Annotated in this window: 25 protein-coding genes and 3 pseudogenes; 15 read left to right on the top strand and 13 right to left on the bottom strand. The window is 69.1% G+C overall.

Annotated features, from left to right (window positions below; translation table 11 throughout):
* The 5 genes and pseudogenes from AC0OLQ_RS17920 (at window position 1) to AC0OLQ_RS17900 (ending at window position 5,600) form a co-directional block, all read left to right on the top strand.
* The gene (locus AC0OLQ_RS17920) at window positions 1-1,779 is read left to right on the top strand and encodes an FtsX-like permease family protein (RefSeq protein ID WP_484527142.1); all 1,779 of its coding nucleotides are present in this window, start codon (window positions 1-3) and stop codon (window positions 1,777-1,779) included.
* 213 nt (window positions 1,780-1,992) lie between these two features.
* Entirely contained in the window at window positions 1,993-2,562 is a 570-nt protein-coding gene (locus tag AC0OLQ_RS17915) for a TIGR03086 family metal-binding protein (protein WP_484532380.1), read from the top strand.
* 1,135 nt (window positions 2,563-3,697) lie between these two features.
* Entirely contained in the window at window positions 3,698-4,606 is a 909-nt protein-coding gene (locus AC0OLQ_RS17910; protein WP_484527141.1) for a ferritin-like domain-containing protein, read from the top strand.
* Between the two features lie 94 nt (window positions 4,607-4,700).
* Window positions 4,701-4,848 (top strand): annotated as a pseudogene (locus tag AC0OLQ_RS17905) (D-alanyl-D-alanine carboxypeptidase family protein); the annotation flags it as partial.
* A 44-nt stretch (window positions 4,849-4,892) separates the two neighbouring features.
* Window positions 4,893-5,600 carry a DUF4396 domain-containing protein gene (locus AC0OLQ_RS17900; protein WP_484527140.1) on the top strand — a complete coding sequence of 236 codons (708 nt, stop codon included), beginning with the start codon at window positions 4,893-4,895 and terminating at the stop codon, window positions 5,598-5,600.
* Between the two features lie 262 nt (window positions 5,601-5,862).
* On the opposite strand, the gene AC0OLQ_RS17895 is transcribed toward AC0OLQ_RS17900, so the two are convergent.
* The 3 genes from AC0OLQ_RS17895 to AC0OLQ_RS17885 all read right to left on the bottom strand — a co-directional run bounded on the left by AC0OLQ_RS17895 (window position 5,863) and on the right by AC0OLQ_RS17885 (window position 8,652).
* Window positions 5,863-6,330 (bottom strand): YkgB family protein, encoded by a 468-nt coding sequence (locus AC0OLQ_RS17895; protein WP_484527139.1) that lies wholly within the window; start codon window positions 6,328-6,330, stop codon window positions 5,863-5,865.
* Window positions 6,331-6,773: 443 nt separating this feature from the next.
* Entirely contained in the window at window positions 6,774-6,944 is a 171-nt protein-coding gene (locus AC0OLQ_RS17890; protein ID WP_484527138.1) for a four-helix bundle copper-binding protein, read from the bottom strand.
* A gap of 211 nt (window positions 6,945-7,155) precedes the next feature.
* Complete coding sequence (locus AC0OLQ_RS17885) at window positions 7,156-8,652, bottom strand: pyridoxal phosphate-dependent decarboxylase family protein (RefSeq protein WP_484527137.1); 1,497 nt, start codon at window positions 8,650-8,652, stop codon at window positions 7,156-7,158.
* A 107-nt stretch (window positions 8,653-8,759) separates the two neighbouring features.
* Here AC0OLQ_RS17885 and AC0OLQ_RS17880 point away from each other — a divergent pair.
* The 3 genes and pseudogenes from AC0OLQ_RS17880 to AC0OLQ_RS17870 form a co-directional block, all read left to right on the top strand.
* Window positions 8,760-9,026, top strand: a pseudogene (locus tag AC0OLQ_RS17880) (replication initiator); the annotation flags it as partial.
* A 593-nt stretch (window positions 9,027-9,619) separates the two neighbouring features.
* Window positions 9,620-10,066: a hypothetical protein gene (locus AC0OLQ_RS17875; protein WP_484527136.1), complete on the top strand. Its 447-nt coding sequence runs from the start codon at window positions 9,620-9,622 to the stop codon at window positions 10,064-10,066.
* A gap of 130 nt (window positions 10,067-10,196) precedes the next feature.
* Complete coding sequence (locus AC0OLQ_RS17870) at window positions 10,197-10,472, top strand: hypothetical protein (RefSeq protein ID WP_484527135.1); 276 nt, start codon at window positions 10,197-10,199, stop codon at window positions 10,470-10,472.
* A gap of 47 nt (window positions 10,473-10,519) precedes the next feature.
* On the opposite strand, the gene AC0OLQ_RS17865 is transcribed toward AC0OLQ_RS17870, so the two are convergent.
* Together AC0OLQ_RS17865 and AC0OLQ_RS17860 are read right to left on the bottom strand one after the other, a co-directional pair.
* Entirely contained in the window at window positions 10,520-11,410 is an 891-nt protein-coding gene (locus AC0OLQ_RS17865; protein WP_484527134.1) for a hypothetical protein, read from the bottom strand.
* On the bottom strand, window positions 11,403-11,900 hold the full coding sequence (locus tag AC0OLQ_RS17860) for a SigE family RNA polymerase sigma factor (RefSeq protein WP_091261928.1): 498 nt from the start codon (window positions 11,898-11,900) through the stop codon (window positions 11,403-11,405). The genes AC0OLQ_RS17865 and AC0OLQ_RS17860 overlap by 8 nt, the downstream gene beginning before the upstream one ends.
* Before the next feature lie 643 nt (window positions 11,901-12,543).
* Here AC0OLQ_RS17860 and AC0OLQ_RS17855 point away from each other — a divergent pair.
* Window positions 12,544-14,004: an SDR family NAD(P)-dependent oxidoreductase gene (locus AC0OLQ_RS17855; protein ID WP_484527133.1), complete on the top strand. Its 1,461-nt coding sequence runs from the start codon at window positions 12,544-12,546 to the stop codon at window positions 14,002-14,004.
* Window positions 14,005-14,186: 182 nt separating this feature from the next.
* On the opposite strand, the gene AC0OLQ_RS17850 is transcribed toward AC0OLQ_RS17855, so the two are convergent.
* Window positions 14,187-14,462, bottom strand: a complete 276-nt coding sequence (locus AC0OLQ_RS17850; protein WP_484527132.1) for a hypothetical protein — start codon at window positions 14,460-14,462, stop codon at window positions 14,187-14,189.
* Window positions 14,463-14,472: 10 nt separating this feature from the next.
* Between AC0OLQ_RS17850 and AC0OLQ_RS17845 the strand changes: the two genes are divergently transcribed.
* Complete coding sequence (locus AC0OLQ_RS17845; protein ID WP_484527131.1) at window positions 14,473-15,348, top strand: DUF1062 domain-containing protein; 876 nt, start codon at window positions 14,473-14,475, stop codon at window positions 15,346-15,348.
* Between the two features lie 130 nt (window positions 15,349-15,478).
* Here AC0OLQ_RS17845 and AC0OLQ_RS17840 read toward each other — a convergent pair whose 3' ends face one another.
* The 3 genes from AC0OLQ_RS17840 to AC0OLQ_RS17830 all read right to left on the bottom strand — a co-directional run bounded on the left by AC0OLQ_RS17840 (window position 15,479) and on the right by AC0OLQ_RS17830 (window position 17,872).
* Complete coding sequence (locus tag AC0OLQ_RS17840; protein WP_484527130.1) at window positions 15,479-16,339, bottom strand: DUF4253 domain-containing protein; 861 nt, start codon at window positions 16,337-16,339, stop codon at window positions 15,479-15,481.
* A gap of 512 nt (window positions 16,340-16,851) precedes the next feature.
* Window positions 16,852-17,076 (bottom strand): translation initiation factor IF-1, encoded by a 225-nt coding sequence (gene infA / locus AC0OLQ_RS17835; protein ID WP_357345882.1) that lies wholly within the window; start codon window positions 17,074-17,076, stop codon window positions 16,852-16,854.
* A 25-nt stretch (window positions 17,077-17,101) separates the two neighbouring features.
* On the bottom strand, window positions 17,102-17,872 hold the full coding sequence (locus AC0OLQ_RS17830; protein WP_484527129.1) for a GNAT family N-acetyltransferase: 771 nt from the start codon (window positions 17,870-17,872) through the stop codon (window positions 17,102-17,104).
* 284 nt (window positions 17,873-18,156) lie between these two features.
* On the opposite strand from AC0OLQ_RS17830, the gene AC0OLQ_RS17825 reads away from it, so the two are divergent.
* On the top strand, window positions 18,157-18,378 hold the full coding sequence (locus tag AC0OLQ_RS17825) for a hypothetical protein (protein ID WP_484527128.1): 222 nt from the start codon (window positions 18,157-18,159) through the stop codon (window positions 18,376-18,378).
* A gap of 49 nt (window positions 18,379-18,427) precedes the next feature.
* Window positions 18,428-18,829: a hypothetical protein gene (locus tag AC0OLQ_RS17820; protein ID WP_484527127.1), complete on the top strand. Its 402-nt coding sequence runs from the start codon at window positions 18,428-18,430 to the stop codon at window positions 18,827-18,829.
* Window positions 18,830-19,120: 291 nt separating this feature from the next.
* On the opposite strand, the gene AC0OLQ_RS17815 is transcribed toward AC0OLQ_RS17820, so the two are convergent.
* Window positions 19,121-19,696 carry a TetR/AcrR family transcriptional regulator gene (locus tag AC0OLQ_RS17815; protein ID WP_484527126.1) on the bottom strand — a complete coding sequence of 192 codons (576 nt, stop codon included), beginning with the start codon at window positions 19,694-19,696 and terminating at the stop codon, window positions 19,121-19,123.
* Between the two features lie 47 nt (window positions 19,697-19,743).
* Between AC0OLQ_RS17815 and AC0OLQ_RS17810 the strand changes: the two genes are divergently transcribed.
* Entirely contained in the window at window positions 19,744-20,547 is an 804-nt protein-coding gene (locus tag AC0OLQ_RS17810) for a class I SAM-dependent methyltransferase (protein ID WP_484527125.1), read from the top strand.
* A gap of 15 nt (window positions 20,548-20,562) precedes the next feature.
* Here the strand turns inward: AC0OLQ_RS17810 and AC0OLQ_RS17805 are convergent, their stop codons facing one another.
* A complete protein-coding gene (locus AC0OLQ_RS17805) occupies window positions 20,563-21,999 on the bottom strand; it encodes a dihydrolipoyl dehydrogenase family protein (RefSeq protein WP_484527124.1) in 1,437 nt (478 codons plus the stop codon).
* A 1-nt stretch (window position 22,000) separates the two neighbouring features.
* Window positions 22,001-22,558, bottom strand: coding sequence for a hypothetical protein (locus AC0OLQ_RS17800; protein ID WP_484527123.1), 558 nt, complete (start codon window positions 22,556-22,558; stop codon window positions 22,001-22,003).
* A 302-nt stretch (window positions 22,559-22,860) separates the two neighbouring features.
* On the opposite strand from AC0OLQ_RS17800, the gene AC0OLQ_RS17795 reads away from it, so the two are divergent.
* Together AC0OLQ_RS17795 and AC0OLQ_RS17790 are read left to right on the top strand one after the other, a co-directional pair.
* Window positions 22,861-23,457: a TetR/AcrR family transcriptional regulator gene (locus AC0OLQ_RS17795; protein WP_357345926.1), complete on the top strand. Its 597-nt coding sequence runs from the start codon at window positions 22,861-22,863 to the stop codon at window positions 23,455-23,457.
* 313 nt (window positions 23,458-23,770) lie between these two features.
* A pseudogene (locus AC0OLQ_RS17790) lies at window positions 23,771-23,887 on the top strand (NADP-dependent oxidoreductase); the annotation flags it as partial.
* Window positions 23,888-23,899: 12 nt separating this feature from the next.
* On the opposite strand, the gene AC0OLQ_RS17785 reads toward AC0OLQ_RS17790, so the two are convergent.
* On the bottom strand, window positions 23,900-24,193 hold the full coding sequence (locus AC0OLQ_RS17785) for a DUF6510 family protein (protein WP_484527122.1): 294 nt from the start codon (window positions 24,191-24,193) through the stop codon (window positions 23,900-23,902).
* Window positions 24,194-24,195 lie beyond the last annotated feature (2 nt).

The raw sequence follows: 24,195 nt of genomic DNA, 5'->3' as shown, positions 1-24,195 counted from the left end.
GTGGCCGGGCGTCTGTTGCTCGTGTGTCGGCTGCTGGTGCGGGACCTGCGCCGGCGGCGCACCGAGACCGTACTGCTGCTGCTCGCCATCAGCGCCGCGATCGGCACGCTGACCCTCGGCCTCGCCCTGAACAATGCTCTCGCCCAGCCGTACGAGCGGACCCGGGCCGCCACCGCGGGCCCCGACGTGGTGGCGATGCCGGGGGCGACGGGCCCGGAGGCCCTGGCCGCCCTCGCGCCGCTGGCCACCGCACCCGGTGTCACCGCACACAGCGGACCGTACCCGATCGCTTATCTGATGCTGACCGCACAAGGCAAGACCGTGCACGCGGTCGTCGAGGGCCGGGACAACTCCCCGGCGGCGCTCGACCGGCCCGCGGTGACCGCCGGCACCTGGGTACGCCCCGGCGGTGTGGTCATCGAGCCCACCTTCGCCAACGCCGTCGGCGTACACGTCGGCGACACCGTCGACATCGACGGCCACCCGCTGCGGGTGGTCGGGACAGCGGTCACCGCCGCCAGGGCCGTGTACCCGAGTGCCGACTGGCGCGCTGATGCGGGCAGCCCCTTGACCGAAAACGCCGGCCTGGTCTGGGTCGACCGTAGCCAGATCGGCGCGCTGGCCGGCGCACGGCCGCTGTCGTACACCCTGAACCTGAGATACGCGGACCCGCGGGCCAGCACCTCGTTCACCCACAAGCGCGACGGCGGGATCGAATACACCAGCTGGAAAGAGATCGCCTACCAGGACGGCAGGCTGGTCGAAGGCGCACACGAGGCCCTGCTCATCGGCAGCTGGCTGCTCACCGCCCTCGCGGTGGCCAGCGTCGCCAGCATCGTCGCCGGCCGCATCAGCGGCCAGCGCCGCCGGGTAGGGCTACTCAAGGCCGTCGGCGCCGGACCGGCAATGGTGGCCGCCGTCCACCTCGCCGAGTACCTCGTGATCGGGCTCGCCGCCGCCGGCACCGGCCTGGCCGCCGGCTGGCTCGCCGCTCCCCCGCTGACCAACCCCGGCGCAGGGCTACTCGGCGCCGTCGGCGTCCACCCGCCCCCGCTACGCACCGTGGTCGCCGGCACCGTCCTCGCCCTCGCCATCGCCGCCGCGGCGACCCTGGCGCCCGTGGTGCGCGCCACCACCACCGACACGGTCCACGCGCTGACCGACGCCGCCACGCCGCCGCGGCGCCGCCGGTGGCGCGTCTGGCTGTCCCGCCGGCTGCCCACCGCCCTACTGATCGGAGTACGCATCAACGCCCGCCGGCCACGTCGCGCCCGGCTCGTCATGGTGAACAGCCTGGTCACCACGACCACGCTCGTCGCCGTGCTCATGGCTCAGGCGCAGGACCAGCTGATCCCGCTCGGCGACGTCGAGCTGCCCAGGCCGCGGGACGCGCGGACCAACCAGGCCATGTTCCTCGTCATCGTCGTACTGTGCGTCCTCGCGCTCATCAACGCCACCGTGAGCGCCTGGACGGCGGTCCTCGACGCCCGCCACCCCCTGGCCGTCGCCCGCACACTCGGCGCCACACCAGCACAGGTAACCGTGGGCATGACGGTCGCGCAGCTGCTTCCCGCGATACCCGGCGTCCTCGCCGGGATCCCGGCCGGCATGGGGCTGTACCTGGCCGTCGGCCTCGGCGAGGTCCGTTACCCACCCGATTCCTGGCTGTTCGCCGCCGGGCTGGGAGTCCTGCTCGCCATCGCCGCACTCACCGCCATCCCGGCCACGGCCGCCGCCCGGCGCCCGGTCGCGGACACCCTCCGATACACACCGACCTGACCGGCCGCCAACGGCCTACACGGCACCACGACGAGCGGAACCGCCGAGCGAGACGGCAGTGGCAGCCGACGCAACAACCACACAAGGAGTCGCACGGATCTGCAGCGGGGCGTGCTACGCAGCGTCACGGCGAGCTGGCCCGGTTGCCGTCCGGACGTGCCGAGTAGCGGATGCCTCCGTCCTGATGATCGGCACTATCGTGATCGCGTGACCATGGTGCGGCAACGGCAGGACTACTTCGATGCTCTCGGCTGGGTAACCCAGCTGATGACACAGGTGCGGAGTGAGCACCTCGAAGCCCCTACTCCCTGCGTAGATTTCGATGTTCGAGGGCTGCTGGGTCACCTCATCGGCACCGCGCACCGTGGACTCGGCACCGCCCGGGGCATCCCGACACGGGGCATCCCTCACGTGATCACCAACGTTCCAGATGCGGAACTCGCCTCCACGTATGCAACGTTGGCGGCCTCGATCCGAGAGGCGTGGTCGCCGCTGGCGGCTTCTGACGGGGTCGTCGCGCCTTGGGGGCCCTGTACGGCTGCGGAAGCGGCACGCGGCTTTACCGTCGAGACGATCACGCATGGATGGGACTTGGCCGTGGCCACCGGCCAGCCGAGCGATGCACCGAACGGCATTGCCGATCGCTGCCTCTCCTATGCCGCAGCCGCCATCCCCGACCGGCTCCGAGGAGTCATGTACGACGCGCCCGTTGTCGGGGCGAAGCCCTCATCCACGACGGAGCAACTCGCGCACCTTCTCGGTCACAAGAGAGAGCCTCGATGACATTCGAGGAGGCATCTGCGGATCACCGTTCCTCACCGAGATCAGGTGCGCGGATCTGCCGCCGGAGCCCGGAGGTTCCGGCGGTGGGCTTCCTACCTGCCCATATTAATGGTGGGCGATACTGAAACCGAACCAGTGACGGAGCCGTTGACGCTCGGCCGCTTCCAGCCGGGGCAGTCCCAGACGCTGCCCGTCGACCGCGGCCGTGCTCGTCCCGCAGGTAGTCCACCAGGCGCACGCAGCCAGGCCTAGCGGATCGGCTCGTGTCAGCGCTGGCCCGGGACAGCGAGGCCTATCGGCTCCCAGTTTGCGCCCACACCCCGCCCAGATCGGGGGCGGGAAATTTGACGGTTGAACCGAAGGTTGTCCGGGATCTGGTCCTCGTCGACTCCTTGACCCCTGACAAACAGCCCGCCCGTGAATGCGGAGGCTCAATCGCATCGAGAAGCTGAAGTTCGTCCTTCCGGCCGAAATGAGCACGACCATGGCCCGCCGTAATCGAACTGCTGAGCCGGTACCACGACGGGTGATCCTCAGCAGCTGTGCCCCTCCTGGTCACTGAGCCGCCGGCCGCGCACGGGTTCTACCACCGCCACAGCCTGAAGCTCGCGACGCCACCCGTCAGCCAAGCCGGCCAGCGAGGGTGATCTCGTGCGGGGCCCCGTCGGACCGCGGCAACGGGTACCGCGGAAGTACAGCCATCCGAGCGAGCGGATCCGACAGAAACGAGCGCCACCGCCAATGGAACAGCCATGCCACGGACGGCAGCGGAAGCTGGCGGACGTCAAGGCAGGTCGACGAGTACCAACCCGCAGGTCGTGGCGGATCCGTACAGGTCGGCCTCCACGCGTGAAAACTGACCCCCTGGCGACGGGCGGGTTCCCGGCACGGTGGATCCCGCGTCGCAGGGCAAGTTCGCGATCGTCTTCGGTTCCATCTGTCATCGCTCTTGGTTGGCCTGCGCCGTGGTGCGACCATCCCCGCCGTGCACCTCGCGCGGATGACGGTTCGGGGAAGGAGCACGGCCGAGACAGCCACGAACTAGCGTGAGCGCCGACGGCAGTAGCGTGCGGCACGCCGGGACATATCGATGGAGTACCCAACGTGTCGTGGATCGGAACGGGGGCCGACTTCCATGGTAAAGAAGTTCATCAAAGAGGCGGTTTCGCGCAGCGCGGAGTCGGATGACGATCGACGGAAGCTCGCGTCGATGACGGACCCGACGAATCCCGCCGAGCGATCGCCGGACGGCTCGGGGCCGAGTGACGCGACGATCCTGAACTTCGCCCTCAACCTCGAATACCTCGAGGCCGAGTTCTACCTTCGCGCCACGACGGGGCAGGGGCTGCCTGACGAGATGACCACCGGTACCGGCACCCGGGGTGAGGTGACCGGTGGGGGCATGGTCAACTTCAGCAACTCGGTAGTGCGCAAGTTCGCACGGGAGATCGCCTCGGACGAGCAGCAGCATGTGGCCTTCCTGCGGTCTGCCCTCGGGGAGCACGCTGTTTCCCGACCGGCGATCTCTCTTGACACGAGCTTCACCGCGGCGGCCACCGCGGCCGGGCTCATCAAGTCGGGCGAGATTTTCGACCCGTACGCCAACGATCTCAACTTCCTGTTCGCCGCGTTCCTGTTCGAGGACGTCGGCGTCTCTGCTTTCAAAGGAGCGGCCCCGCTGCTGTCCAACAAGACGTATCTGGACGCTGCCGCGGGTCTGCTCGCCACGGAGGCGTACCACGCGGGGATCGTCCGCTCCGCGCTCTACAACGAAGGCATGATCGACGATGCCGTCTTCGCGGGCGTGCAGAAGCTCTCCGACGCCCGCAACAGTCTCGACGGACCGGTCGACGACGACCAGGGTATCGGCACCAGCGCCGAGGCGAACCTCATTCCCACGGACGCCAACGGCATGGCCTACGGCCGCTCGGCCCAGTCGGTCCTGAATATCGTGTACCTCAACGCAAGCCCGGCGAACTCCGGCGGCTTCTATCCCTCCGGCCTCAACGGCGACATCGCGATGAGCGGCGGGGCCGCCCGCTAATCACTTGACCATCGCCGTGGTCCCGGCGCAGCACTCTGCTGCGGGTTCCCAGGCCCGTACTGGACGGCCTGCACAGTTCGCCAACGACAACAGTCTGCTGGACCGCTTTCCCGGCATGCTGGGCGCGACGACGGGCTTCACACGACTGGCCCGGCAGACGTACGTCGGCGTGGTGGAATGCGGACGGGCGGCCACTCGCGGTGACCGTGCTCTGTGCCGAGACCGCGCCGCTGGGGAGCCTCCCCCGTCACCGGCATTGCATTGAGTGCCCTGGCGCGAAAAGGAGATGGTTCTGCAACCAACATGGCTCGTGGTGCTCTCGTGGGCTGTGCTCTCTGTCGGCTTTGCCAGCGCCGCCGTCATCGTTATTGACCACTTTGTTCTTCGATATCGTCAGCCGGTCAAGGTCATGGAGATTGTCTGGCCGGCAACCGCCCTCTACTTTGGCCCGGCAGCCGTCCTGGCCTACCGACAGTGGGGTAGACCTCAGTCTCCCCGATGGCTGGAGCGGCATCGCATCCCGCCCAAGAGGTCGCGACATGCTGCCACGATAATCGGAATCCTACATTGCGCGACGCACTGCGTTCTGGGTGCCATCATTGCTACTCTTGTCGTCTTCGGCTTCGGCCTCGAGATGTTTGGCAAGAGATTGTGGCCCGAATTCATCGGCGATTATGTAGCCGCAGTGGCGGTAGGCCTTGTTTTCCGATACTCCACTGAGGCTGACATGGGCGGTCGAAGAGCGTGGGCCGCAATGCGGAGGTTTCTCGTGGGAGACCTGCTGAGCGTGTCCGTCTTCGAGTTCGCCCTATTAGGGTGGCTGGCGCTGATGGAGTTTATGGTTTTCCACGAGACCGTGCAGCCTAGTAGTCCGGTGTTCTGGCTCATTGTTCAGATTGGGTCGATCATCGGCTTCTTTGCCGCTTGGCCGCCAACCCTGTGGCTGATTCGCCGCGGCGCCAAAGCGGAACTGCTGGACACGCCGCAGAGGTAGTGCTGCGCCGACACCCGTGGCGAGATGCGCGGTTCGTGTTCCGCGGGCGATCGGACGTCATTGGCACCTCGCCGGACCGGGCCGAACGGCGGATGAGCAGCCACCGATGCTCACCGGGTCCGCTTGGCCGACAACCGCAACGACACGATCGTCTACCGCACAGCCGGATCGAACGGCTTCGCCAGGATGAAGTGTGGAAGATACTGCGGCGGCGCTGTCATGGTCCCCCGCGTCCAGGGCACCGAATATGCCCTGTCGTGGGCTATCGGTAGCGAGCGGCGCGCATCGACTCGGCAGCTGTAAGGAGAGCGGCACCGAGGAGCACCGTGTCCTTCAACAGGAACTGCCCGAGCTGTGAAAGGCTCAACATCCCCTGCCCTTCCTGCCGAGCCTCGGGCGTCGTGGCCAGGAAACTGAGCGTGGTGAGGAACATCCCGACTGCCCCGATGCTACCGATCGCCGACGCTCTGGGCGCAAGCGGCTTCGCGGCGATCAGAGAGCCCACGGTGATCTCCGTGACCCCGATGAGTCGGTTGAGCTTTTGGGCGCCCAGCTTCTCGCGGAAACGCGAGAACAGCGGACTCGAGGTGACCAAGGGCTCGTCGTTTTCGACCTCGTACTGCTTGAACTTGAGCGCACCGATCCACAAGATGTTCGTCGCCAGCGCGGAGCGCAGGACCGAGAGGCCTACGGAGGCGAGGTCATCGGCCGTGGCGTGTCGTGTGCCCATCGCTCGCTCCTAGTCGCTGCGTCGACGGTCGGCATGCTGGGGACCATTACCCGCTGGAACCCGGCACACGCACCCAGGGCGGCTCCCCGCTCGACACCACGCTCACGTCCCCTATGTCCGCGGCGAAGGCTAGAGACGAGCATGCCCGGCGATGGCCGCCATAGTTGATGTCAGCCACGGCTGTCGCCTCGGCGCTGCACGCTCGCCGCGGGCTTTGCCCCCCGTCATGGGATCCGGATCCGTTGTTGTCGACGCTTGGCCACTCCGCGCCGAGGAGCAGTGCTGGAAGACAACCGTCGGGTGATGGGATCTGACGGCCCGGAGCTGACAATTTGCTTCCTCTCCGCTGCCTCCACCGTCGGCCATCCCGGCACCGCTGCGCTCAGTCGGTGCCGTTACGGCGCCTTCGGCTGCCGACTCCAGATGAAGCTTTGCGGAACGGCTCAGACGGCGACGGCGGCCATCTGGGTGCACGAGTCGGCGCACCGGCGGCACTGCTCGGCGCACCGCATCATCTGTTCGTCTCCGCTGAACTTTGCGCAGACGACAGCGCACGCCTGACAGATCTGGACACAGATAGGCGATATCTCGCGGGTCGCGGTTTCAATGCGCAAACCACGGGGCGAGTTTCAAGGCGGAGCCGCCAGATCCCCCGATCCGATCCCAGGTGACTGTCGGGCAAGGTGGGGCGCTGGCCGCGGCTCTCCCCCATTCCGAGATGAGACCAGCCCAGCCTTGGCTGCCTGACTTTCGCAGCCGGTCCCCGCGCGGATTACGAATTCATGCCAGCCCTTAACCGCGGCGGAGGCTGACCTGGGGTCGTCGTCAGCGCGCCTGCTCGGCAGCGCGGCGCACATCGTCAAGCAGGACCTCCATGTCGTGGCGGGTGGTGCGGTAGTTGAGGACGCAGCCCCGCAGCGCGAAGCGGCCATTGATGGTCGCGTTCGACAGGTACGAACTGCCGGCCTGCTGCAGTGCCACCATGATCCGTTCGTTGAGGCGGTCGAGTTCCTCCTCGTCGGCCTGGGACCGGGAGCCAGCACGCGCGTGCGGCGGCAGGTAGCGGAAGCAGAAGATGGATAGCTCGACCGGGGCGAGCAGCTCGAAGTCGGCGCTGGCGTCGACGAGCTCGGCCAGATGACGGGCGCAGTCGAGGTTGCCCTCGATCGCGTCGCCCACAGCTTGCGAACCGGCGTGCGCCAACGCCATCCAGACCTTGAGCGCGCGGAATCGACGGGACAGGTCCGGGCCGTAGTCCCAGAAGGCGAATGCCTCGGCCGGCTCGGTCTGCATGACCCGGGTGTAATCGGCGTCCAGGCTGAAGGCGGGCCGCGCCGCCTCGGGGTCGCGGTAAATGAGGCAGCCGCAGTCCCCAGGCAGGTAGAGCCACTTGTGCGGGTCGAGGGCGATCGAGTCGGCCTCCGAGATGCCGTCGAAGAGCGGACGGGCCGCGGGAGCGAGCCGCGCGAACCCGCCATAGCAGCCGTCGACGTGCATCCAGAGCTTGTACCGCCGCGCGACCGCCGCGATCTCGGTGAGCGGGTCGACCGCGCCGGTGACGACGGTGCCGGCGTTGGCCACGACGCAGAAGGGTTCCGCCCCGGCGGCCCGGTCCTCCTCGATGGCGCGGACGAGGGCGTCGACATCCATCCGGAAGCGGGCGTCCACGGGGATCTCGCGGACGTTCGCCCGCCCGATGCCGAGCAGCGCGGCGGCCTTGTGGATCGAGTGGTGGGTCTCGGTGGAGGCGTAGACCCGCAGCGGCACGGGATGGGCGGCCGCACCATTGGTGGCGACCGCGTCGCCGCAGTGGCGGTGTCGTGCGGCGGCGAGCGCGGTGAAGTTGGCCATCGATCCGCCGCTCATCAATAGGCCGCCGGCCCTCGGGTCGCAGCCGAGGGCCTCCTTGATCCAGTCGATGGTTACGTGCTCCAGCTCGGCGGGAGCCGGTGCCGACCGCCACGCGGTGAGGTTCGCGTTCAGCGCCGATGCGAGGAAGTCGGCAACCGCGGCGACCGCGGTGCCCGGCGCCGAGACGTACCCGAAGAAGCGGGGATGCCCGTTGTGCCGGCTGCCGGGCACGACCACGTCACGGAAGACCGTGAGCAGGTCGGTGAAGTCACGGCCCTCGACGGGCAGCGGCTCGGCGAGCAGTTCCTTCAGCGCGGCAGCGGTGGTTCGCGGGGCGATGGGCAGGTCCCGGATCGAGTCGTGGTAGGCGGCGACCCACTCGACGGCGCGCGCACCCATGTCCCGGATCTGCTCCGCCGAGGGGTCTAGGGCGGAGTCGACGCCGCGCCCATCCGGTGAGATCAAAGTCATGGCCCGGAGGATAGTGTGAATCATGTTGGCGTTCGCTCGCGCGGCGCCCGCCCTGACGTATGGCCCACCCGGGTGGCAGTCACGTGCGCGGGTCTCCACCTCTGCTTCGCCGCCACGACGCCCACGATCCGCGGCTCGACCGGCCGTTGTGCCTGGACTGCTACGACCACGATCACCACGTCGTCTGGAACCACTTCTCCGGCGAACTGTGGCGGCGCACCAAGCAGTCCATCGAACGCCACCTCGCGGCCGTCTGCCGGAAGCGCGGCATCCCCTTCATTCGGGTCGTAACCACTTTCGGCAACGTCCATTGGATGCCGTCCGTGCGGGTCTCCCACGGCAAGGTCGCCGAGGCGCAACGCCGCGCCGCCGTGCAACCCCCGCTCGGCGCATCGGCCGACCAGTGGAGATGAATGAACGCCGACACGAGCAGCGGCTCTTCGTCCCGAAAGAATGATCAGCCGTCGATGAGCTGGGCCAGTAGCCGGCGAGCCGGCGGAACAGTCGAACATCGTCCGTGGGCGTCCGGCGTCGGCCGGCCCGGTCGTCACCCAGCCCGGGTGTCAGACGTTGAAGCGGAACTCAGAGCCGTTGCCCGCTCCCTGCGGGCATACTCGGCCAGCTCACCGAGCCGACCACAGCCGCATCCAGCAATGCCCGCACCGGGCCTCGTGGTGGCCCGCAACGGCGGTCTGACAGCCTGCAATCTCGGCCAGCTCCCCGCCGCCGCGACGCTTCCGCCGACAGGTTCTCGACGCACTGGCACCGCTGGACGGGCGGGACCTCCGCCGTGAGCCCGACACTTGACCGAGCGGTCTTCAGCGGCCAGCATCGGAATGGCAGATGCGGCACGTGCATGAGGAGCACTGGAGAAACGGAAAATGGCTCAGCCATTCCTAACGACAGAGCCTACGGGCGCGACGACGGCGGGCTCGCTCCCAAGGCGGCTACACGCTAGCGTTCGCGCATGAGTGACACACCGCTATCCGACGTCATGACGGAGCATGCGGAAACCAAGACCCCGGAGAGCTACGAACGTTTCCTCACTCTCTTCCGGTCTTCTACCATCGGCATCGTAGCCATCGGGACGCCCTCGCAAGATCGGCAGGGCCAGCTCAGGGCTGACGGTAACTTCGGTGCGGGCAGGACCACCCACGGCGACGGACGTCCACGCATACTGGCCTACGCGGACCCCGAGGCCGCTCTACGCAACTTCGGTCCTCGATTCAACGCCGGCCTGGCCGGCGACGTTCTCCTACAGATGGCCGCAGCCGATCCCGAGTGCGAAGGCATCCTTATCAACAGCGCCACCCACGAGATCAGCCTAACCATCGGCAAGGCAACCGCCAGCTCCCTCCTGGCATCCAGGACGGCCGAGGCGTCCGGCCAGCGACGCTGGTGGAGGCGGCGTTAGCCACCCTCGGCGTCCACAAGGGCGACCAGCTCCCCAGCGGAGTGGCTCGCACGACCACCAAAGCCACCTCCCGGTCAGGGTCCGCAGGCCCGACCCGCCACGAGGCACCCGCCGCTCCCAGGTCCGCAACGTGACCCTGAACGCCATGCAAGACCCCGACTCCGGCCTGCTCGCCACCATTACCGCCGCCTTACCACCACGGTGGTCCGACCGAGCGATGACCGGCCACGATCTGGCCCGCCAAGCCGAACGCCACGACATCGCCGAACTACTGCTGCGCCTGCTCCTGGACGAGCACGACAGGGCCGTCACCGACGCGACCAGCCACGCCTTGCTGCAACGCGACGACGCCCACGGAGTCCGGTTGATCGCCGAAGCCGTCGCCGCCGCGACCTCCGGCATCTGACCGGCCGCCGCCCGGCCCGAGCTGTCGCCACGCGCGTCCGCCTTCGGCTACCCGGCCGCGAGCCGGCCCGCCGCCGCCGTGGCGACCCTCCGCGCGTACGGCTCGTCCCGGTCGGGCGAGAACATCACGGTGGCGACCATGTCGCCGACCCGGACCACCGCGACGAGCGTCACGATCGGATCGGCGGCAAGCGTCTCACCCTCGTAGTACCACTGCTCCTCGCGGACGAGCAGCGCCTCGTCCCCGGCGAAGCCGGTGGCCACGACGGTGAACCTGCGGGGCGCCGGACTTCCGGGCGCGGTCGACGGTGCCGCCGTGCCGGCGCAGGTGGCCAGCACGTGACGTACGTCGTCGAGCGCCCGCGGACCCCACCCGCCCGCATACCGGTGCAGGTGTTCGTATACGTACCCGGCCGAGCCGGTGGCGTACCCGGTGAAGTCGAGGTCCGCCTGCCGGCGCAGCGACTGGTAGTCGGAGCTGCGGTAGGCCGCGCACAGATCGGCCCAGCGCCACGTGTCGCCGGAGAACGGCTCGCTGGGCAACTGCTTGCGCCACGCACCCGGCCCGAGATCCGCCGGCCGGAGCATAAGGGCGCCCAGGTCCGCCACGCCGGGGTCGGGCCTGCCGCTGCCGTTCGGGCTCGGCGGGGCGCTCGTTGCCGGGGCCGTCGGGCTCGGCACCACGCTCGGCGACCCGGTGCCGCTCGGCGCCACGGTCGTCCGGCTGGCGCCGGGGGCTGGCGAGCCGTCGCCCGGCCCGAGGTTCGCGACCGAGCCGGCCCCCGCCCCCGCCACGGCGACGACGGCCAGGCCGGCAACGACCGCCTGGCGCTGCGAGCGCTGCCGTCCGCGACGGCGAACCGCCCCGGGGGACGCGAACGGCGCCGGCGGCTGCTGCCCCCGCAGCGGCGCGAACGTGCTCTCGAATCCGTCAGACATTGTGCGCCTCCGAAGGTGTCGCCTCGAGCAGGTTGGCGAGCGCTCGCCGGCCGCGGGACAGGCGGGCCTTCACGGTGCCGTCGGGCACGCCGGTCTCCCGCGCCACCTCGGCCACCGGTAGGCCGACCAGGTGGTGCAGCACCAAGGCGGTCCGCTGAGCGGGCGGCAACTGGGCGAGCGCGCCGACCAGCGCGACGCTGTCCGGGTTGGGGCCGGGCACGTCCGGCGGAGGGCCGGCACGACGGTAGGCATGCAGCGCCGAACGGGCCCGCCGCCAGCGACTCACCGCGACGCGGCGGGCGACCGTCCGTACCCAGGCCTCCGGATCGGCGTACTCGCCGACCGTCGACCACCGCTGCCAGGCCCGGGCGTACGCCTCGTGCACCACGTCCTGCGCCTCGGCCGCGTTGCCCGTGAGGGCGTACAGGCAGTCGTAAAGCCGCTGCCTGCTACCTCGGTAGAACGCGTCGAAGCTTTCCTCGCCTGACATGCGTCCCCTCCCTCCCCGCCTGGTCGTACCCCTAGTCACGCCGCACCCCCGCCGGCGGTTGCCTGCCGGGCAGTGGTTTCGCTCCGGAGCTGGCCGGGGGACGCAGTGTTCCGGAAGCACGGACACGGAGCTCATCCCGGGTGGCGCGTCGACGGGCCGCGGCCGCGCGGTAACCGCCACGACCGTGGTGAAGAGCGGCTGATCGGGGGCGCGAATCTGTCGGCTTCGAGGGTCTGCCGGTGTTCGAGGGTTTCGAGGAATTCGAGATCGCCGCGACCGCTACGACGATCCATGGGCGTCGCGGCGGCGGAGGAAGACCGGTACTCCTCCTGCACGGCACCCGAGACTCGCCTCATGTGGCGTCACGTGGCACCGCGACTCGCCGAGCGATTCACCGTGATTGCCATCGACTGCAGTAAGGCCACTGATGGGAGTCGATGTAGCACGTCCGGGGCACGACGGCATCGCTGGCAGCAGGCGCCTCAGCGCGTGGTTGGTACCAGCGGGTGTGACTTCGACGTCGGCGACGGCCCCTTCCGCGACGCGGGGTGCGTCAGAGGCCCTGCGGTGCGTACAGTTCCGGGTCGGACTTGGGGTGGGCCGGGCAGATCCGGCGCAGGAAACGGGATGAGACAGCGACGGCATGGCGGCGGACAACATTACGGAAACCGGTCAATACGGCATCGATCGGAGCCTGCTGGAGACCTGTCTCAGCGTCTTTGAGGCGTTGGAGGACCTGCCTCCCGATCACCCCGACGTGGTGCGGGTGCAGCGGGCCACCGCGAAGTTCTACAAGATGATCAAGCAGCGGCGACGCGAGGAACGGAGGGATGCGATCGCGGCGGCGGACCGCGCGGTGACGGCGGCCACCGCGACCGGCGCCCCGGGCCGGATCGACGACGAGACTCAGGGCATCCCGCTCGTCTCCCCCACCGCGGGTGCCACGGCCGGCTTCCTCCACAATCCGCGCGGCTGTTACGTCTGCAAGCAGCGCTACCGCGAGGTGGACGCCTTCTACCATCAGCTCTGCCCGCCCTGCGCTGCGCTCAATCGGGAGCGCCGGAACGCCCGCACCGACCTGACCGGCCGGCGCGCGCTGCTCACCGGCGGCCGGGCGAAGATCGGCATGTACATCGCGCTGCGGCTCCTGCGCGACGGCGCGCACACCACGGTGACCACGCGGTTTCCCCACGACGCGGTCCGCCGATTCGCCGCGATGCCGGACAGCGGGGACTGGCTGCACCGCCTGCGAATCGTCGGGATCGACCTGCGCGACCCCGCCCAGGTGATCGCCCTCGCTGACTCGGTCAGCGGCCAGGGACCACTCGACATCCTGATCAACAACGCGGCGCAGACCGTCCGCCGCACGCCCGGGGCGTACGCGCAGCTCGTCGCCGCGGAGGCGGCGGCGCTGCCGGACGGCCCGCTGCCGGAGATGATCACGTTCGCCAAACCGGCCGGCCGGGGCGACCCGACGGGCAGCCTGACCGCCCCGCCGAAGTCGGCCACCCTCACCCCGCACGCGCTCACCGCGTTGGCGCTGACCAGCGGCTCCGCCTCGCCAGAACGGATCGCGGCAGCCACCGCCATCGACGCCGGCGGTCTGGTGCCAGACCTCGACCCGGTCAACAGCTGGGTGCAGCGGGTGCACGAGGTGAACCCGGTCGAGCTGCTCGAAGTGCAGCTGTGCAACGTAACCGCGCCGTTCGTGCTAGTCAGCCGGCTGCGACCGGCGATGGCCGCAGCGACCGCCCGCCGCAAGTACGTGGTGAACGTGTCGGCGATGGAGGGCCAGTTCGCCCGCGGCTACAAGGGGCCAGGCCACCCCCACACCAACATGGCCAAGGCCGCGCTGAACATGCTGACTCGGACCAGCGCCCAGGACATGCTGGCCGACGGCATCCTCATGACCAGCGTCGATACCGGCTGGATCACCGACGAGCGGCCCCACCCGACGAAGATGCGACTGGCGGATGCCGGCTTCCACGCCCCGCTGGACCTGGTCGATGGCGCGGCCCGCGTGTACGACCCAATCGTCCGCGGCGAACAGGGCGAAGACCTCTACGGCTGCTTCCTGAAGGACTACGCGGCCTGCGCTTGGTGATCAGCGCACCCCGTCGGCCGCCCGGCTCAAGCCGGCACGGTCAGTTCTACACCTCCGAGGACCTCATGGTGCCTACCTCGCTCCTGCGGTAACACACGGGCCGGCTCTCCCCTGACAACGCCACGACCCGGTCGTCGGCGCGACCGCACCTCGAGCGGCCACCGAAGGACCGTCACACCTATTTACGCGCGATCTGCGGCACGAGCGTGCATCTGATCAAAAGCCGTTGCCTTCGCTTTGGCGGAGCGGTGCGGCAACACCGCCTGGTAGGCGGTCGCCCCGTACGGCGAGTGCTCCTCGCGGCTGATGACATCAGCGGCCGCGCCGCTCAGCGACAGGGCGAAGGCCAGCGGGAGAAACAAGTCTGAAAGGGCCGGAATACCGCAGAACGGGGCCGGGGGGAGGATCGGCGCGTGGTCGACGCCCAGCTCGCCGCCCCGCCCCTCAGTGCTCGGCACCAGGACAAAAATGGGTGGCCTCGCCAGCCCGTCCGCCCTACCTTGCAACTCGATCTTTTTCTCCGACCCACTCACAGAGGACTTCACCCCGCGTGACACCGCCTGCTCTTTAGACCTGACACCTTTCCCGTGCATCGGTCGCCGACGTCACCGTCGGCTCTTTTCCCATGCCTTCCGTCAGGTCTTCGGAGAGATCATGTCTACGCGTCCTCATATCGTGCTGTCCTGGCCCCTTCGTCGCACGCGCCTTCCCCTGCTCACGTTCCGCCGCGTCCACTGCCATTCCGACCTCGCCAGCCCCAGCGACGGCAAGTTCCGTGTCAATGCCAACAGCACACTCCTCGACATCTGGCTCCTGGTCGCCTGCGTTTCCTGCGACCGCACCAGCAAAATCACCGTCCACGATCGCGTCCCGGTCCGGTACCTGGATCCGATCCTTCTAAAGCACTACTCCGGCAACTCCCCTTCCCTCCTGGCCCGCGCTCTTCTCGACCCGCTGATTGCCAGGCGCAACCGGTTCGCCCTGGAGTGGGACTCATGCTGGGAACTGCTCACCCCGTCCCCTCCCGAAAGCCCCTGGCCCGTCCAGGTGTCGGCCGTCTTCGACGACCCTGTGCCCCTTCGCCCCGAACGGCTCATCGCCCAAAGGGCTGGGCATCAGCCGCGGGGAGATCGCTCGCCCCGTCAAGATCGGCATTCCGCTGAACCGCAAAACTCACAGGGACTTCACGATCGTCCTCCCATGAGCCGCCGCCGTGGCCCTGAGCTGGGGCGAGAGGCAAGGTGGCATTGTCCCGGACTGCATCAGGCGGCGGTCCGCGCGCGGTCGCACATGACCGCGTACGAACGAAGGTCAAGGCCGGCCCGATACCGGCGACGAAGGTGAACGCCCGGGCGCTACATCCGGACGTGCCGATGAGGGGGCCGGCGCGGCGGAGCTAGGGTCACGACCTCAAGGAGCGGCTCAGTCCGCAGGCGACAGCCGAGCTCGGCGGGTCACGGTCTGGTCGAGTTTGTCAGGGCCGGTTGTGCACGAACCACGCGTCACCGGCGGACAGGGCGACGGCGACCTCCCACCGGTGCAGGTCGAGGTTCGGGGCGAGCGCCTTGAGCTGGCCGGCCGCGGTCCACGCCTCGTCACCCGGCGCCGGGGGACGACCCACCTGGAACTGCAGCATGGTGCCCCATGACGCGACCAGGCGGGCGTCCCACCGGCGACGCCACTGCGCCAACACCGCGGCGAGCCTCTGCTGGTACTCCGGGGTGAGCGCACCGTGGAAGTCCACCCAGTACCCGGAGCTGCGGACGTCGCTGGTGGGCATCAGCATGAGCAGGACGCTGTGCGGCGTGTACCAGTAGTCGGTCTGCGTCAGGAACCGCACCCTGCCAAGCACCCGGGCGTACAGGTCGGCGTCGGCGAGCAGCCGGTCGTACAGCGCCCTCTCCAGCGCCTGACGCGGAGTCGGCAGCAGCACATCCGACACCAGGGCCGTCAGGTCCAGGTCGACGCCGGCCACGCCGCGCGCGTAGTACTCGACCTCGCCCTCGTCGATCTCCTCGTCCTCGCTGTAGTGGCGGTAGGTCAGCCAGGGTTCGGAAGACTCGGCGGCCTCCGCGAACGCGCGCAGCTCCGACTCCGACGGACCCGGCTCGGGCTCGGGCCGGATCCTCAGCCCGTCGTCGAAGTCGCTGGTGACCATCACGGGCCGGCGTCCGATGACCGGCACCAGTGCGTCGGCAGCCTGCCAGGCCTTGTGCAGGCGATTGGGGTCGATGTCGGTGACGAGGACCGTGCCCGACGGGCCGTGCCCGACCGGCAGGCCGGCAAGTGGCGTGCCGACGAACGCCGCTTCGATCTGGTCGAGGTCGTTTCGCACGGTGAAAGTGTCTCCGATCATCGACGCGGCGTGGAGGTGGGTCCGGGGTGCACATCAGGATCCGGCGAGCAACGCATGCAGCATCGCCGAGGTCTGGGTCGAGAGGTTTCTCGCCGTGACCCCATGCGGTCACCGCCCTGATGCCACCCGCAAGCTCGGCAATTCGTCGACATACCAACCAGCCGGCGAACCACTGGACTCCACCCCACACATCTGCCGCAATCGCGCGCTACTCTCTGTCACTCCTCGCGGGTGGCGCCCTCGTATCCGTTTTTCTTTCGGGCTCCGGTGATCGAATAGCGCGGTGGCCCGGGTGGAAGAAGGCGCTGACAGGACGTTAGGAGCAGCAGCGAGCCGAGGTGCTAGGGCTGCCCGTTGCCGTCGGCACGGCCGGGTGATGGCCGCCCGTGCCGCGGCCAGGCTCCGGGTCCGGCTTGTGGGCAGCTGAAGGCGGATCCAGCGGTGCGGGCGATCGGCCGGGAGGCGGGTTGCCCGCACCGCCAGGAACGGCCCTAGCTGCGGTAGCGGTAGACGATTCGGCCTCGTGTCAGGTCGTAGGGGCTCAGCTCTACGAGCACCCGGTCGTACGGAAGGATCTTGATGTAGTTCTTACGGATTCTTCCGCTGATGTGCGCCAGTACTTTGTGGCCGTTCTGGAGTTCCACCCTGAAGGTGGCGTTGCGCAGGCATTCCAGGACGGTGCCCTCAAGTTCGATACCGTTCGATGTTCTTGCCATGGTCAGCGCCTTCTTTCGTTCGCGGTCAGCGGAGGACCAGTTCGAGGTTGCTGCCGGTGCGCCAGGCGCCGATGGCCTCGAACAGTGCCGTTGCGGCCTCGTTGGATTCGGTCACCTCGGCCGATGCCGTTTCCTTGCCGATGCGATGCAGCGCACCCAGCGTGTGTGCCAGCAGCGCTCGGGCGATGCCGCGGCGTTGATGGTCGGCCCGGACGGCGATCAGCCCTATGCGTGGCAGCCGGGTCACCGTCGCGACCCGCAGCAGACCCACGTATCGGCCGGACTGTGCGGCCACGGCGTATTTCGACGGATCGAGCACGGGGCGGGCCAGTACTTCGGCCGGCATGTCCTGCCATCCGGGGCCGGCCTCAACCTCGTCGCGGATCGTGCGGTCCAGGGCGCGTAGCGGAGCCTCCTCGGCACAGCCGAAGGCCCTTACCGTCACGCCGGACGGCGGCAGAGCCGAGTCGAGGCCCGTGACGCGTGGGTCAGTAGGCACCGAGTACTCCCACTCGCGGCGCCGCGTCGTGAAGCCGGCTCGCTGCCACTGGGCGGTCAGGCCGAGGTCGGCCTCGTCGACCACCGTGTGTAGCGGCCTCTGCAGGGCCGTCAGCATGGTCTCAGCCAGCCGGTCGAAGGCCGCGCCGTGCCAGGCGTCGATGCTGACGAACATCCGCCCGTCCGGCCGGTGCGACGCCTCGCCGCGGCCGACTACGAGGTCGTCCTCCAGCGCATGCCATTGGCCGGTTGCGACGCGCGAAATCAGCACGGCGTGGCTGACTTCCACAGGATTCATAATTTGGTGCCTTTCGGGATCGCCATTGTTGAGGGCGCTCCCGGCGACACCTACGTCAGTAGCCGGCCCGTGACGACGAGGGGAGCACCCACATCGATACAAACGTTCACGGGTCTCACCTCCTCAGGCAGTGTCACGGCGCGACGGAAGTTACCAGCCCGCCCGTGACACCGTCCAACCATTTTGCGGCGCGTGCCGCTGCCGCACCGACTCCATGATCGGAAGAGGGAATGGCCAGATCCTGCGCAGGTCCCTATGCGCCATGCAGGACAAGCATCGCCTCCGTGGTCGAGGACTTCGCCAGCCGGGTCCTGCGCGAGGTGGCCCGCCTCGACCCGTGCGCGGCAGTGGTCGAGGTCGGCGAGCAGGAGGTCGACGGGCTCACCGACTACAGTCCGGACGGTCACCAGGCCCGCGCCGATCTCGCCGTCCGCGCCCTGCGCGAGCTGGAGACCCTGCACGGGGCGCTGCCCGCGGCGAGTCCGCTGCACGCTCACCTCGCCTAACGGCTGCATCGCCTTCCACGATGCCGGGGAGGACCTGCGCGAACTGCACGTGGCGGCTACCGGCCCGCTCCAGCTCATCCGCCAGTCCGTCGACTCCGCGGTGCCCGGCCGCGATGCCGAGAGCGCAGCCTACGAGGACGGCTGGGCCCGTGTCTGCGCGCGCCAGGCCGCGATCCCCGCGGCCCTGGACGGGTACGCCCACAGCCTCCTGCTTGCCGCCGAGCGCGGTCACCTGCCGGCGCGGCGCCAGGTGGAGTTCGTGACGCCACTCGCCGTGCCGCCGCCGCACGACGCCGCTCCACCCGCCCGAACCGGCCCGCGAAACATCCGAGCATTGCGCAAGGGCGAGCTGATCAGTGCGATCACCGAGCGGCAGGGCGGCGCCGCTGGCCATGACCCGCTTCCAAGCAGCAGGGTTTGCGCTGCGGCCCGCGGCCGCCGCCAGATCTGAGGTGTCCACAACGTACGGACGATCAAGCGGTGGCCTCTACGTCGACCCACTCACAGCGGCGGGATCTCGAACGGCGGCTGCCGTACTGGCTGCAACGCCGTTCAGTTAGGGGTGGGCGAGGCTGGTCAAGGGGTGTGTTGATCAGGAAGTGAGAGGCGGGGTTCCGGTATCAAGGTTTGTCACTCCAAGACGACCCGAACCAGCAACCCCGCTCGGTGGATCAGGCTGACAGTTCTCGATCTTCCTGCGGGCGCAGCGCACCGCCGCCCAAGGCCCGCTCCGGCATACTCGTCAGCGCAGGACGGTCACCACGACCTTGTGCACATCTTCGACCGGCGGCTCGCCGCCGCGGTGCTCGGTGAACAGCAGATGCACGGCGCCGATCAGGGTCGGCGCCAGCACCTGCACGTCCACGTCGGCGGCGACCCGACCGCGGTCACGCTCGGCTGCCAGATAGCCGGCCACCGCGGCGACCGCTTCGCCCGCCACGGGGAACCGGGCGGTGCCGGCCGCCCGCAGGCGGTTGCGCAGCTCGTCGCGGGCGATGGTGAGCACGACGATCGCGGACATGACCGGCTCGAAGAGTTCGAACATCGCGTCGGTGAGGTTGCCGGCAACGGTCCCGGTCCCGGCCGCATCGCGCAGCGCGGCACCTTGCGCCTCGACCCGCGCGATGCGGTCGAGCACCAGATCGACCAGGAACGCGTCAAAGTCGGCGAAGTGCCGATGCAGCACGCCCTTGGCGACTCCGGCCTCGTCGGTGACCGCTCGGCTGGTCAGCGCCGCGACGCCGCCGCGGGTGAGCACCCGCGCGGCCGCGTCGAACAGTTGCTGGCGCGGATCGCGCAGAGCCAGGCCGGTCGGCATGGGATGCTTCGCTTTCCTAGTGGGCGATCGCCCACTAGAGTGGGCATATGGCCACTCTACCGCCGCGACCTCACGAAGCGCGCCGCGTCGCAGAGTCATTCGGAAGCGATCCAGGGCGCTACGACCGCAGTCGGTCCCCGTATCCGAGCGCGCTGATCGAGCACATCGTCGCCGCCGCGCCGGGCCCCGCGTTGCTCGACGTCGGTTGCGGGACCGGGATTGAAGCCCGCCAGTTCCGCGCCGCCGGGCGCACGGTCCTCGGCGTCGAGCCCGACCCCCGGATGGCCGAGTTCGCCCGCGCGAGCGGCATCGACGTCGAGGTCGCGACGTTCGAGACGTGGGAGCCAGCCGGCCGCACCTTCGACGCGATCGTCTCCGGCACAGCCTGGCACTGGGTGGACCCCGTCGCCGGTGCCGCCAAGGCCGCGAAGGTACTGCGCCCGGGCGGCGTCCTCGCGCCGTTCGGCCACGTCTACGAACTGCCGCCGCCGATCGCCGCAGCGCTAGCTGAGGCGCTACGCCGGGCGGCGCCCGACCTGCCCTACCGCCAGCCGTCCGGCTCCATCCTCGACGGCTATCGCGCCCTCTACGACCGCGCCGCCGACGGAGTCCGCGCATCCGGCTGCTTCGCCGAACCCGAGATCCGCCGTTACGACTGGCAGCGCACCTACACCCGCGAGGAACTGCTCGAACTTATCCCGACTTCCGGCGGCCTCGCGAGCATGCCACCAGACAATCTCGCCGAGATCCTGTCGACGGTCGCCGCCGCGGTCGACGGCGATGTCACCCTCACCTATGCCACCTGGTGCCTGACCGCTGTCCGCAGGTCGCCCGCCGACGCCGGGCGCTAGCCCGGGTACTAGCTGTCAGCGGCCGTACGCTTCCAGCAGGCGCAGCCAGACCTCGCTGACCGTCGGGAACGCGGGAACGGCGTGCCACAGCCGATCCAGCGGAACCTCACCGACGACCGCGATCGTCGCCGCATGCAGCAGTTCCGCGACGTCCGGACCGACGATCGTGAAGCCGACGATCACCTGCCGGTCCTCATCGACGACCATCCGGGCATGCCCCTGGTATCCCTCGGCGTGCAGGGCGGCTCCCGCGACGGCGGCCAGGTCGTAGTCGACGACCCGGATCCGCAGGCCGGCGGCCTCGGCGGCGGCTGCGGTCAGCCCCACCGACGCGACCTCCGGGTCGGTGAAGACGACTTGCGGCACGGCACGCTCGTCGGCAGTAGCAACGTGCCGACCCCACCGGCCTTCCTCAACCGCTGCGCCCTTGGCCCGCGCCACGATGGCGTCGCCCACTGCGCGCGCCTGGTACTTGCCCTGGTGGGTCAGCAGGGTGCGCCGGTTGACGTCACCGGCGGCGTACAGCCATCCATCGCCGATCAACGCCCCGTCGTCGACGACCCGCAACGTGTCGTCGACCGTGAGCCAGGCGCCGGGCTTCAGGCCGATCCTGTCGAAGCCGATGTCCCGCGTGTTCGGCGTACGGCCGGTCGCGACCAGGAGTTCGTCGGCTTCGACCTGCTCGCCGTCGGTGAGCGTGATGTGCACCGTGCCGTCGTCTTTGCGGTTCACTGACGCGGCCTCGGCACCGAGGTTTACGAACACACCGGCTGCCCGCAACGACTGCGTGACCCGCTCAGCGACGAACGGCTCCGCCAGCGGCAGCACACCGTCACGGACCAGCATCGTCACCACGGATCCGAGACTTGCGAACGCGGTCGCCATCTCCGACGCCACCACGCCACCACCGATGATGGCGAGCCGACCCGGAACCTTGCTCGCGGCGGCTGCCTCCCGGCTGGTCCACGGTGCCGCCGCGCGGATACCGGTGACGTCCGGGATCAGTGCGCTGCTTCCGGTCGCGACGACGACCGCATGCCGAGCGGTGAGCGAGGTCGAGGCTTCGTCCTCGCCGGTCACCTCGACGACCCGGTCGGAGCTGATCCGTCCCTGGCCGCGATACAGCGCGATCCCGGCCGAGTCGAGCCACGACACCTGCCCATCGTCCGACCATTGTGAGGTGAAGGAGTCGCGACGGCGCAGCACGGCGGTCGCGTCCAGGTGGCCCGTCACCGCCTCACGCGCTCCGGGCAGCTGACGTGCTGCCCGGAGCGCGGTCGCGCTGCGCAGCAACGCCTTCGTCGGCATGCAGGCCCAGTAGGAGCACTCGCCACCGACGAGTTCTCGCTCGATGATGGCGGCGGTCAGTCCGCCCTGCACGACCCGATCGGCGACGTTCTCGCCGACCGGCCCCGCGCCGATGACGACGACGTCATACGTAGCGCTTTCCATGTCAGTTCGCATTGGCGGCGCGGCCGAGGCGGATGGCCGAGATGAGGAAGAAGATGCCGCCGGGGATGGCGTAACCGATCGCGTTGGTCAGGATCGGGTTGCCTGCGGAGGCACTGGCGATGAACGAACCGCCGGCGAGTACGGAGATGCCACCGCTGATGATCATCGGCCACTGGCCGCCCATCCGGCGGCGGGTGACACCGACGAGCAGCTGCACCAGCCCGGCCACAACGGCCCAGGCACCCCACACGCGCAGGACCGCAGGTATGCCGGACGAGCTGGCGACGGCCAGGCCGACCGCGGCAAGCAGGCTGACCGCGACGTTCACGTACAGCAGGGTGGGCGATCCGGTGGCGCGTGACGCGCGGGCATCGGTGACGGCGGCGGCCACGTCGAACAGCGGGTAGAGCACGAGCAATGTGACGGCGAGCGGGCCGAGGTGGGTGGCGGTCGTGAACATCACGAGGGCCCAGACGATGGCGAACGCGAAGCGGACGAAGTACAGCCGCCGCAGGGTGGACGCCGTCGTCGAGATGGCGGGTGCGGTAACGGTGGTCATGGTGGTCCTTTCGGTGGCGAGTGAGGGGTAACCGCGACCAGTAGGCGTGGCGGTCGGGAACACCACCCTAGAGAACGAACGTTCTGTCTCCCTGATGATGACGACCTTTGCACCCGACTGTCAAGACAGAACGTTCTACCCTTCTGCTCGCGACCGTTTGAGTGCTGGCCGCCGCGCCAAAGAGCGCGCAGGCGTGCTTCCGGCCGGGCTGGGCGAGGCCATCGCGCCACGCCACCCGCGACGAATGCCGGAGCGCGACGGATCGAGGTCAAGACCGAACGTTCTGTCGCTACTATGGGTTAATGGCACGTAGCGAGACTCCCGTCCGGCCGTCCGAGGCGCGACAACGGCTCCTCAACACGGCGACCAGGATCTTCTACGGGGAGGGGATCCACTCGGTCGGCGTCGATCGGATCATCGCCGAGGCGAAAGTGACCCGGGCCACGTTCTATCGGCACTTCCCCGGCAAGGAGGATCTCGTCCTTGCTTATCTGCAGGCGGCCGATCAAGCCATCCGCGACCAGCTGGACACGGCCATCGCCGCCGGCCTACCGGCGCCCGACGCCCTCCGGACCGTTGCAGAGTCGATTGCCCGTGACATCCAGACCACCGGCTTCCGCGGCTGCGCCTTCCTGAACGCCGTCGCTGAGTATCCCGATCCCAACCACCCCGTTCACCAGGCCGTCCTCACGCATCGGCAGTGGTTCCTCGACACGATCAACACCTTGATGGCGAACATCGAGAAAACCGAGGCCGAGCCCGCCGCGCGGCATTTCGTCATGCTCCGCGATGGCGCCATGGCGGCCGGCTGTCTTTTCGACCGGGTGCTGATCTCCGAGACCTTCCTCCGCGGCGTCGAGGGACTCATCCGAACTCACGCCGCACGCCAGCCATCCTGAACCCGTTGGCCCGACACGCCGCCACCCTCGGCCCCGGGCAGCAGTGCCCTCGCTCACCGCATTACCTACCTGGAGCAGGCCTTGGCCCACCTTGACACCCTCGGCCCAGACCAGCGGCCGCTCGCCGTCGCTCTCTAGCACGAGACAGGCCGCCGACCTCGCTGGCACCCCAGGGACTCAAGCCCTCCATTGTCTGACGCTGCCGCTGTTGGCCGCATGGGCTATCAGGCTGCGGACGCTGGCGCTCCCCCGGGCCGGCTGAGTCCAAGCCGATTTCGCATCACCTCTGGCCTGCCTCCCATTCGGGCCGGCCGGGTATGGCACGACGGGACTGTCGGTGGGACAGCGGGTGTTCGGCCTCACGGACTGGAATCGCGACGGCACCCTGGCGGAGTATGTGGCCGTCGAGGCACGCAACCTCGCACCGCTGCATTCCTAGCGCTCAGGCAGTCGGCACCGAGAGGCTGAGGACGAGCGACCCACGCAGGTCGACCAGGACACGGCCGGCCGTGCGCACCACGCGCATGACGACGTCCTCGCAGCCGGGACATCGGGCGACGAGGCCGGGCGCTCGGTCGAACACGCGCATCGCGGCCAGCGGACGGGTCGTCCGGCACCCGGCGCAGGTGAGCTCGGCAACGGTGAGGTCGGTCCCCATGATCTCGCCGAGCGGTCCGGCGAGGGCGTTGCCGTCCACCCAGGGTGCGTCGTCGGCTCCGACGTTGGTGGTCGACATGG

It is taken from the genome of Micromonospora sp. Utrum1, from assembly GCF_057197805.1.
Note: the sequence above shows the minus strand (reverse complement) of the source record. Positions and strands in the feature narration are given on the sequence as shown.

Bases quoted from the DNA above. Each gene is read 5' to 3' on its own strand.
- AC0OLQ_RS17800 (WP_484527123.1), bottom strand. From the start codon at position 22,558: ATGACCACCGTTACCGCACCCGCCATCTCGACGACGGCGTCCACCCTG.
- AC0OLQ_RS17810 (WP_484527125.1), top strand. From the start codon at position 19,744: ATGGCCACTCTACCGCCGCGACCTCACGAAGCGCGCCGCGTCGCAGAG.
- AC0OLQ_RS17860 (WP_091261928.1), bottom strand. From the start codon at position 11,900: ATGTCAGGCGAGGAAAGCTTCGACGCGTTCTACCGAGGTAGCAGGCAG.
- AC0OLQ_RS17875 (WP_484527136.1), top strand. From the start codon at position 9,620: ATGAGTGACACACCGCTATCCGACGTCATGACGGAGCATGCGGAAACC.
- AC0OLQ_RS17830 (WP_484527129.1), bottom strand. From the start codon at position 17,872: ATGAATCCTGTGGAAGTCAGCCACGCCGTGCTGATTTCGCGCGTCGCA.
- AC0OLQ_RS17910 (WP_484527141.1), top strand. From the start codon at position 3,698: ATGGTAAAGAAGTTCATCAAAGAGGCGGTTTCGCGCAGCGCGGAGTCG.
- AC0OLQ_RS17895 (WP_484527139.1), bottom strand. From the start codon at position 6,330: ATGGGCACACGACACGCCACGGCCGATGACCTCGCCTCCGTAGGCCTC.
- AC0OLQ_RS17885 (WP_484527137.1), bottom strand. From the start codon at position 8,652: ATGACTTTGATCTCACCGGATGGGCGCGGCGTCGACTCCGCCCTAGAC.
- AC0OLQ_RS17815 (WP_484527126.1), bottom strand. From the start codon at position 19,696: ATGCCGACCGGCCTGGCTCTGCGCGATCCGCGCCAGCAACTGTTCGAC.
- AC0OLQ_RS17845 (WP_484527131.1), top strand. From the start codon at position 14,473: ATGGGTGGCCTCGCCAGCCCGTCCGCCCTACCTTGCAACTCGATCTTT.
- AC0OLQ_RS17795 (WP_357345926.1), top strand. From the start codon at position 22,861: ATGGCACGTAGCGAGACTCCCGTCCGGCCGTCCGAGGCGCGACAACGG.
- AC0OLQ_RS17805 (WP_484527124.1), bottom strand. From the start codon at position 21,999: ATGGAAAGCGCTACGTATGACGTCGTCGTCATCGGCGCGGGGCCGGTC.
- AC0OLQ_RS17915 (WP_484532380.1), top strand. From the start codon at position 1,993: ATGGTGCGGCAACGGCAGGACTACTTCGATGCTCTCGGCTGGGTAACC.
- AC0OLQ_RS17785 (WP_484527122.1), bottom strand. From the start codon at position 24,193: ATGTCGACCACCAACGTCGGAGCCGACGACGCACCCTGGGTGGACGGC.
- infA (WP_357345882.1), bottom strand. From the start codon at position 17,076: ATGGCAAGAACATCGAACGGTATCGAACTTGAGGGCACCGTCCTGGAA.
- AC0OLQ_RS17865 (WP_484527134.1), bottom strand. From the start codon at position 11,410: ATGTCTGACGGATTCGAGAGCACGTTCGCGCCGCTGCGGGGGCAGCAG.
- AC0OLQ_RS17900 (WP_484527140.1), top strand. From the start codon at position 4,893: ATGGTTCTGCAACCAACATGGCTCGTGGTGCTCTCGTGGGCTGTGCTC.
- AC0OLQ_RS17855 (WP_484527133.1), top strand. From the start codon at position 12,544: ATGGCGGCGGACAACATTACGGAAACCGGTCAATACGGCATCGATCGG.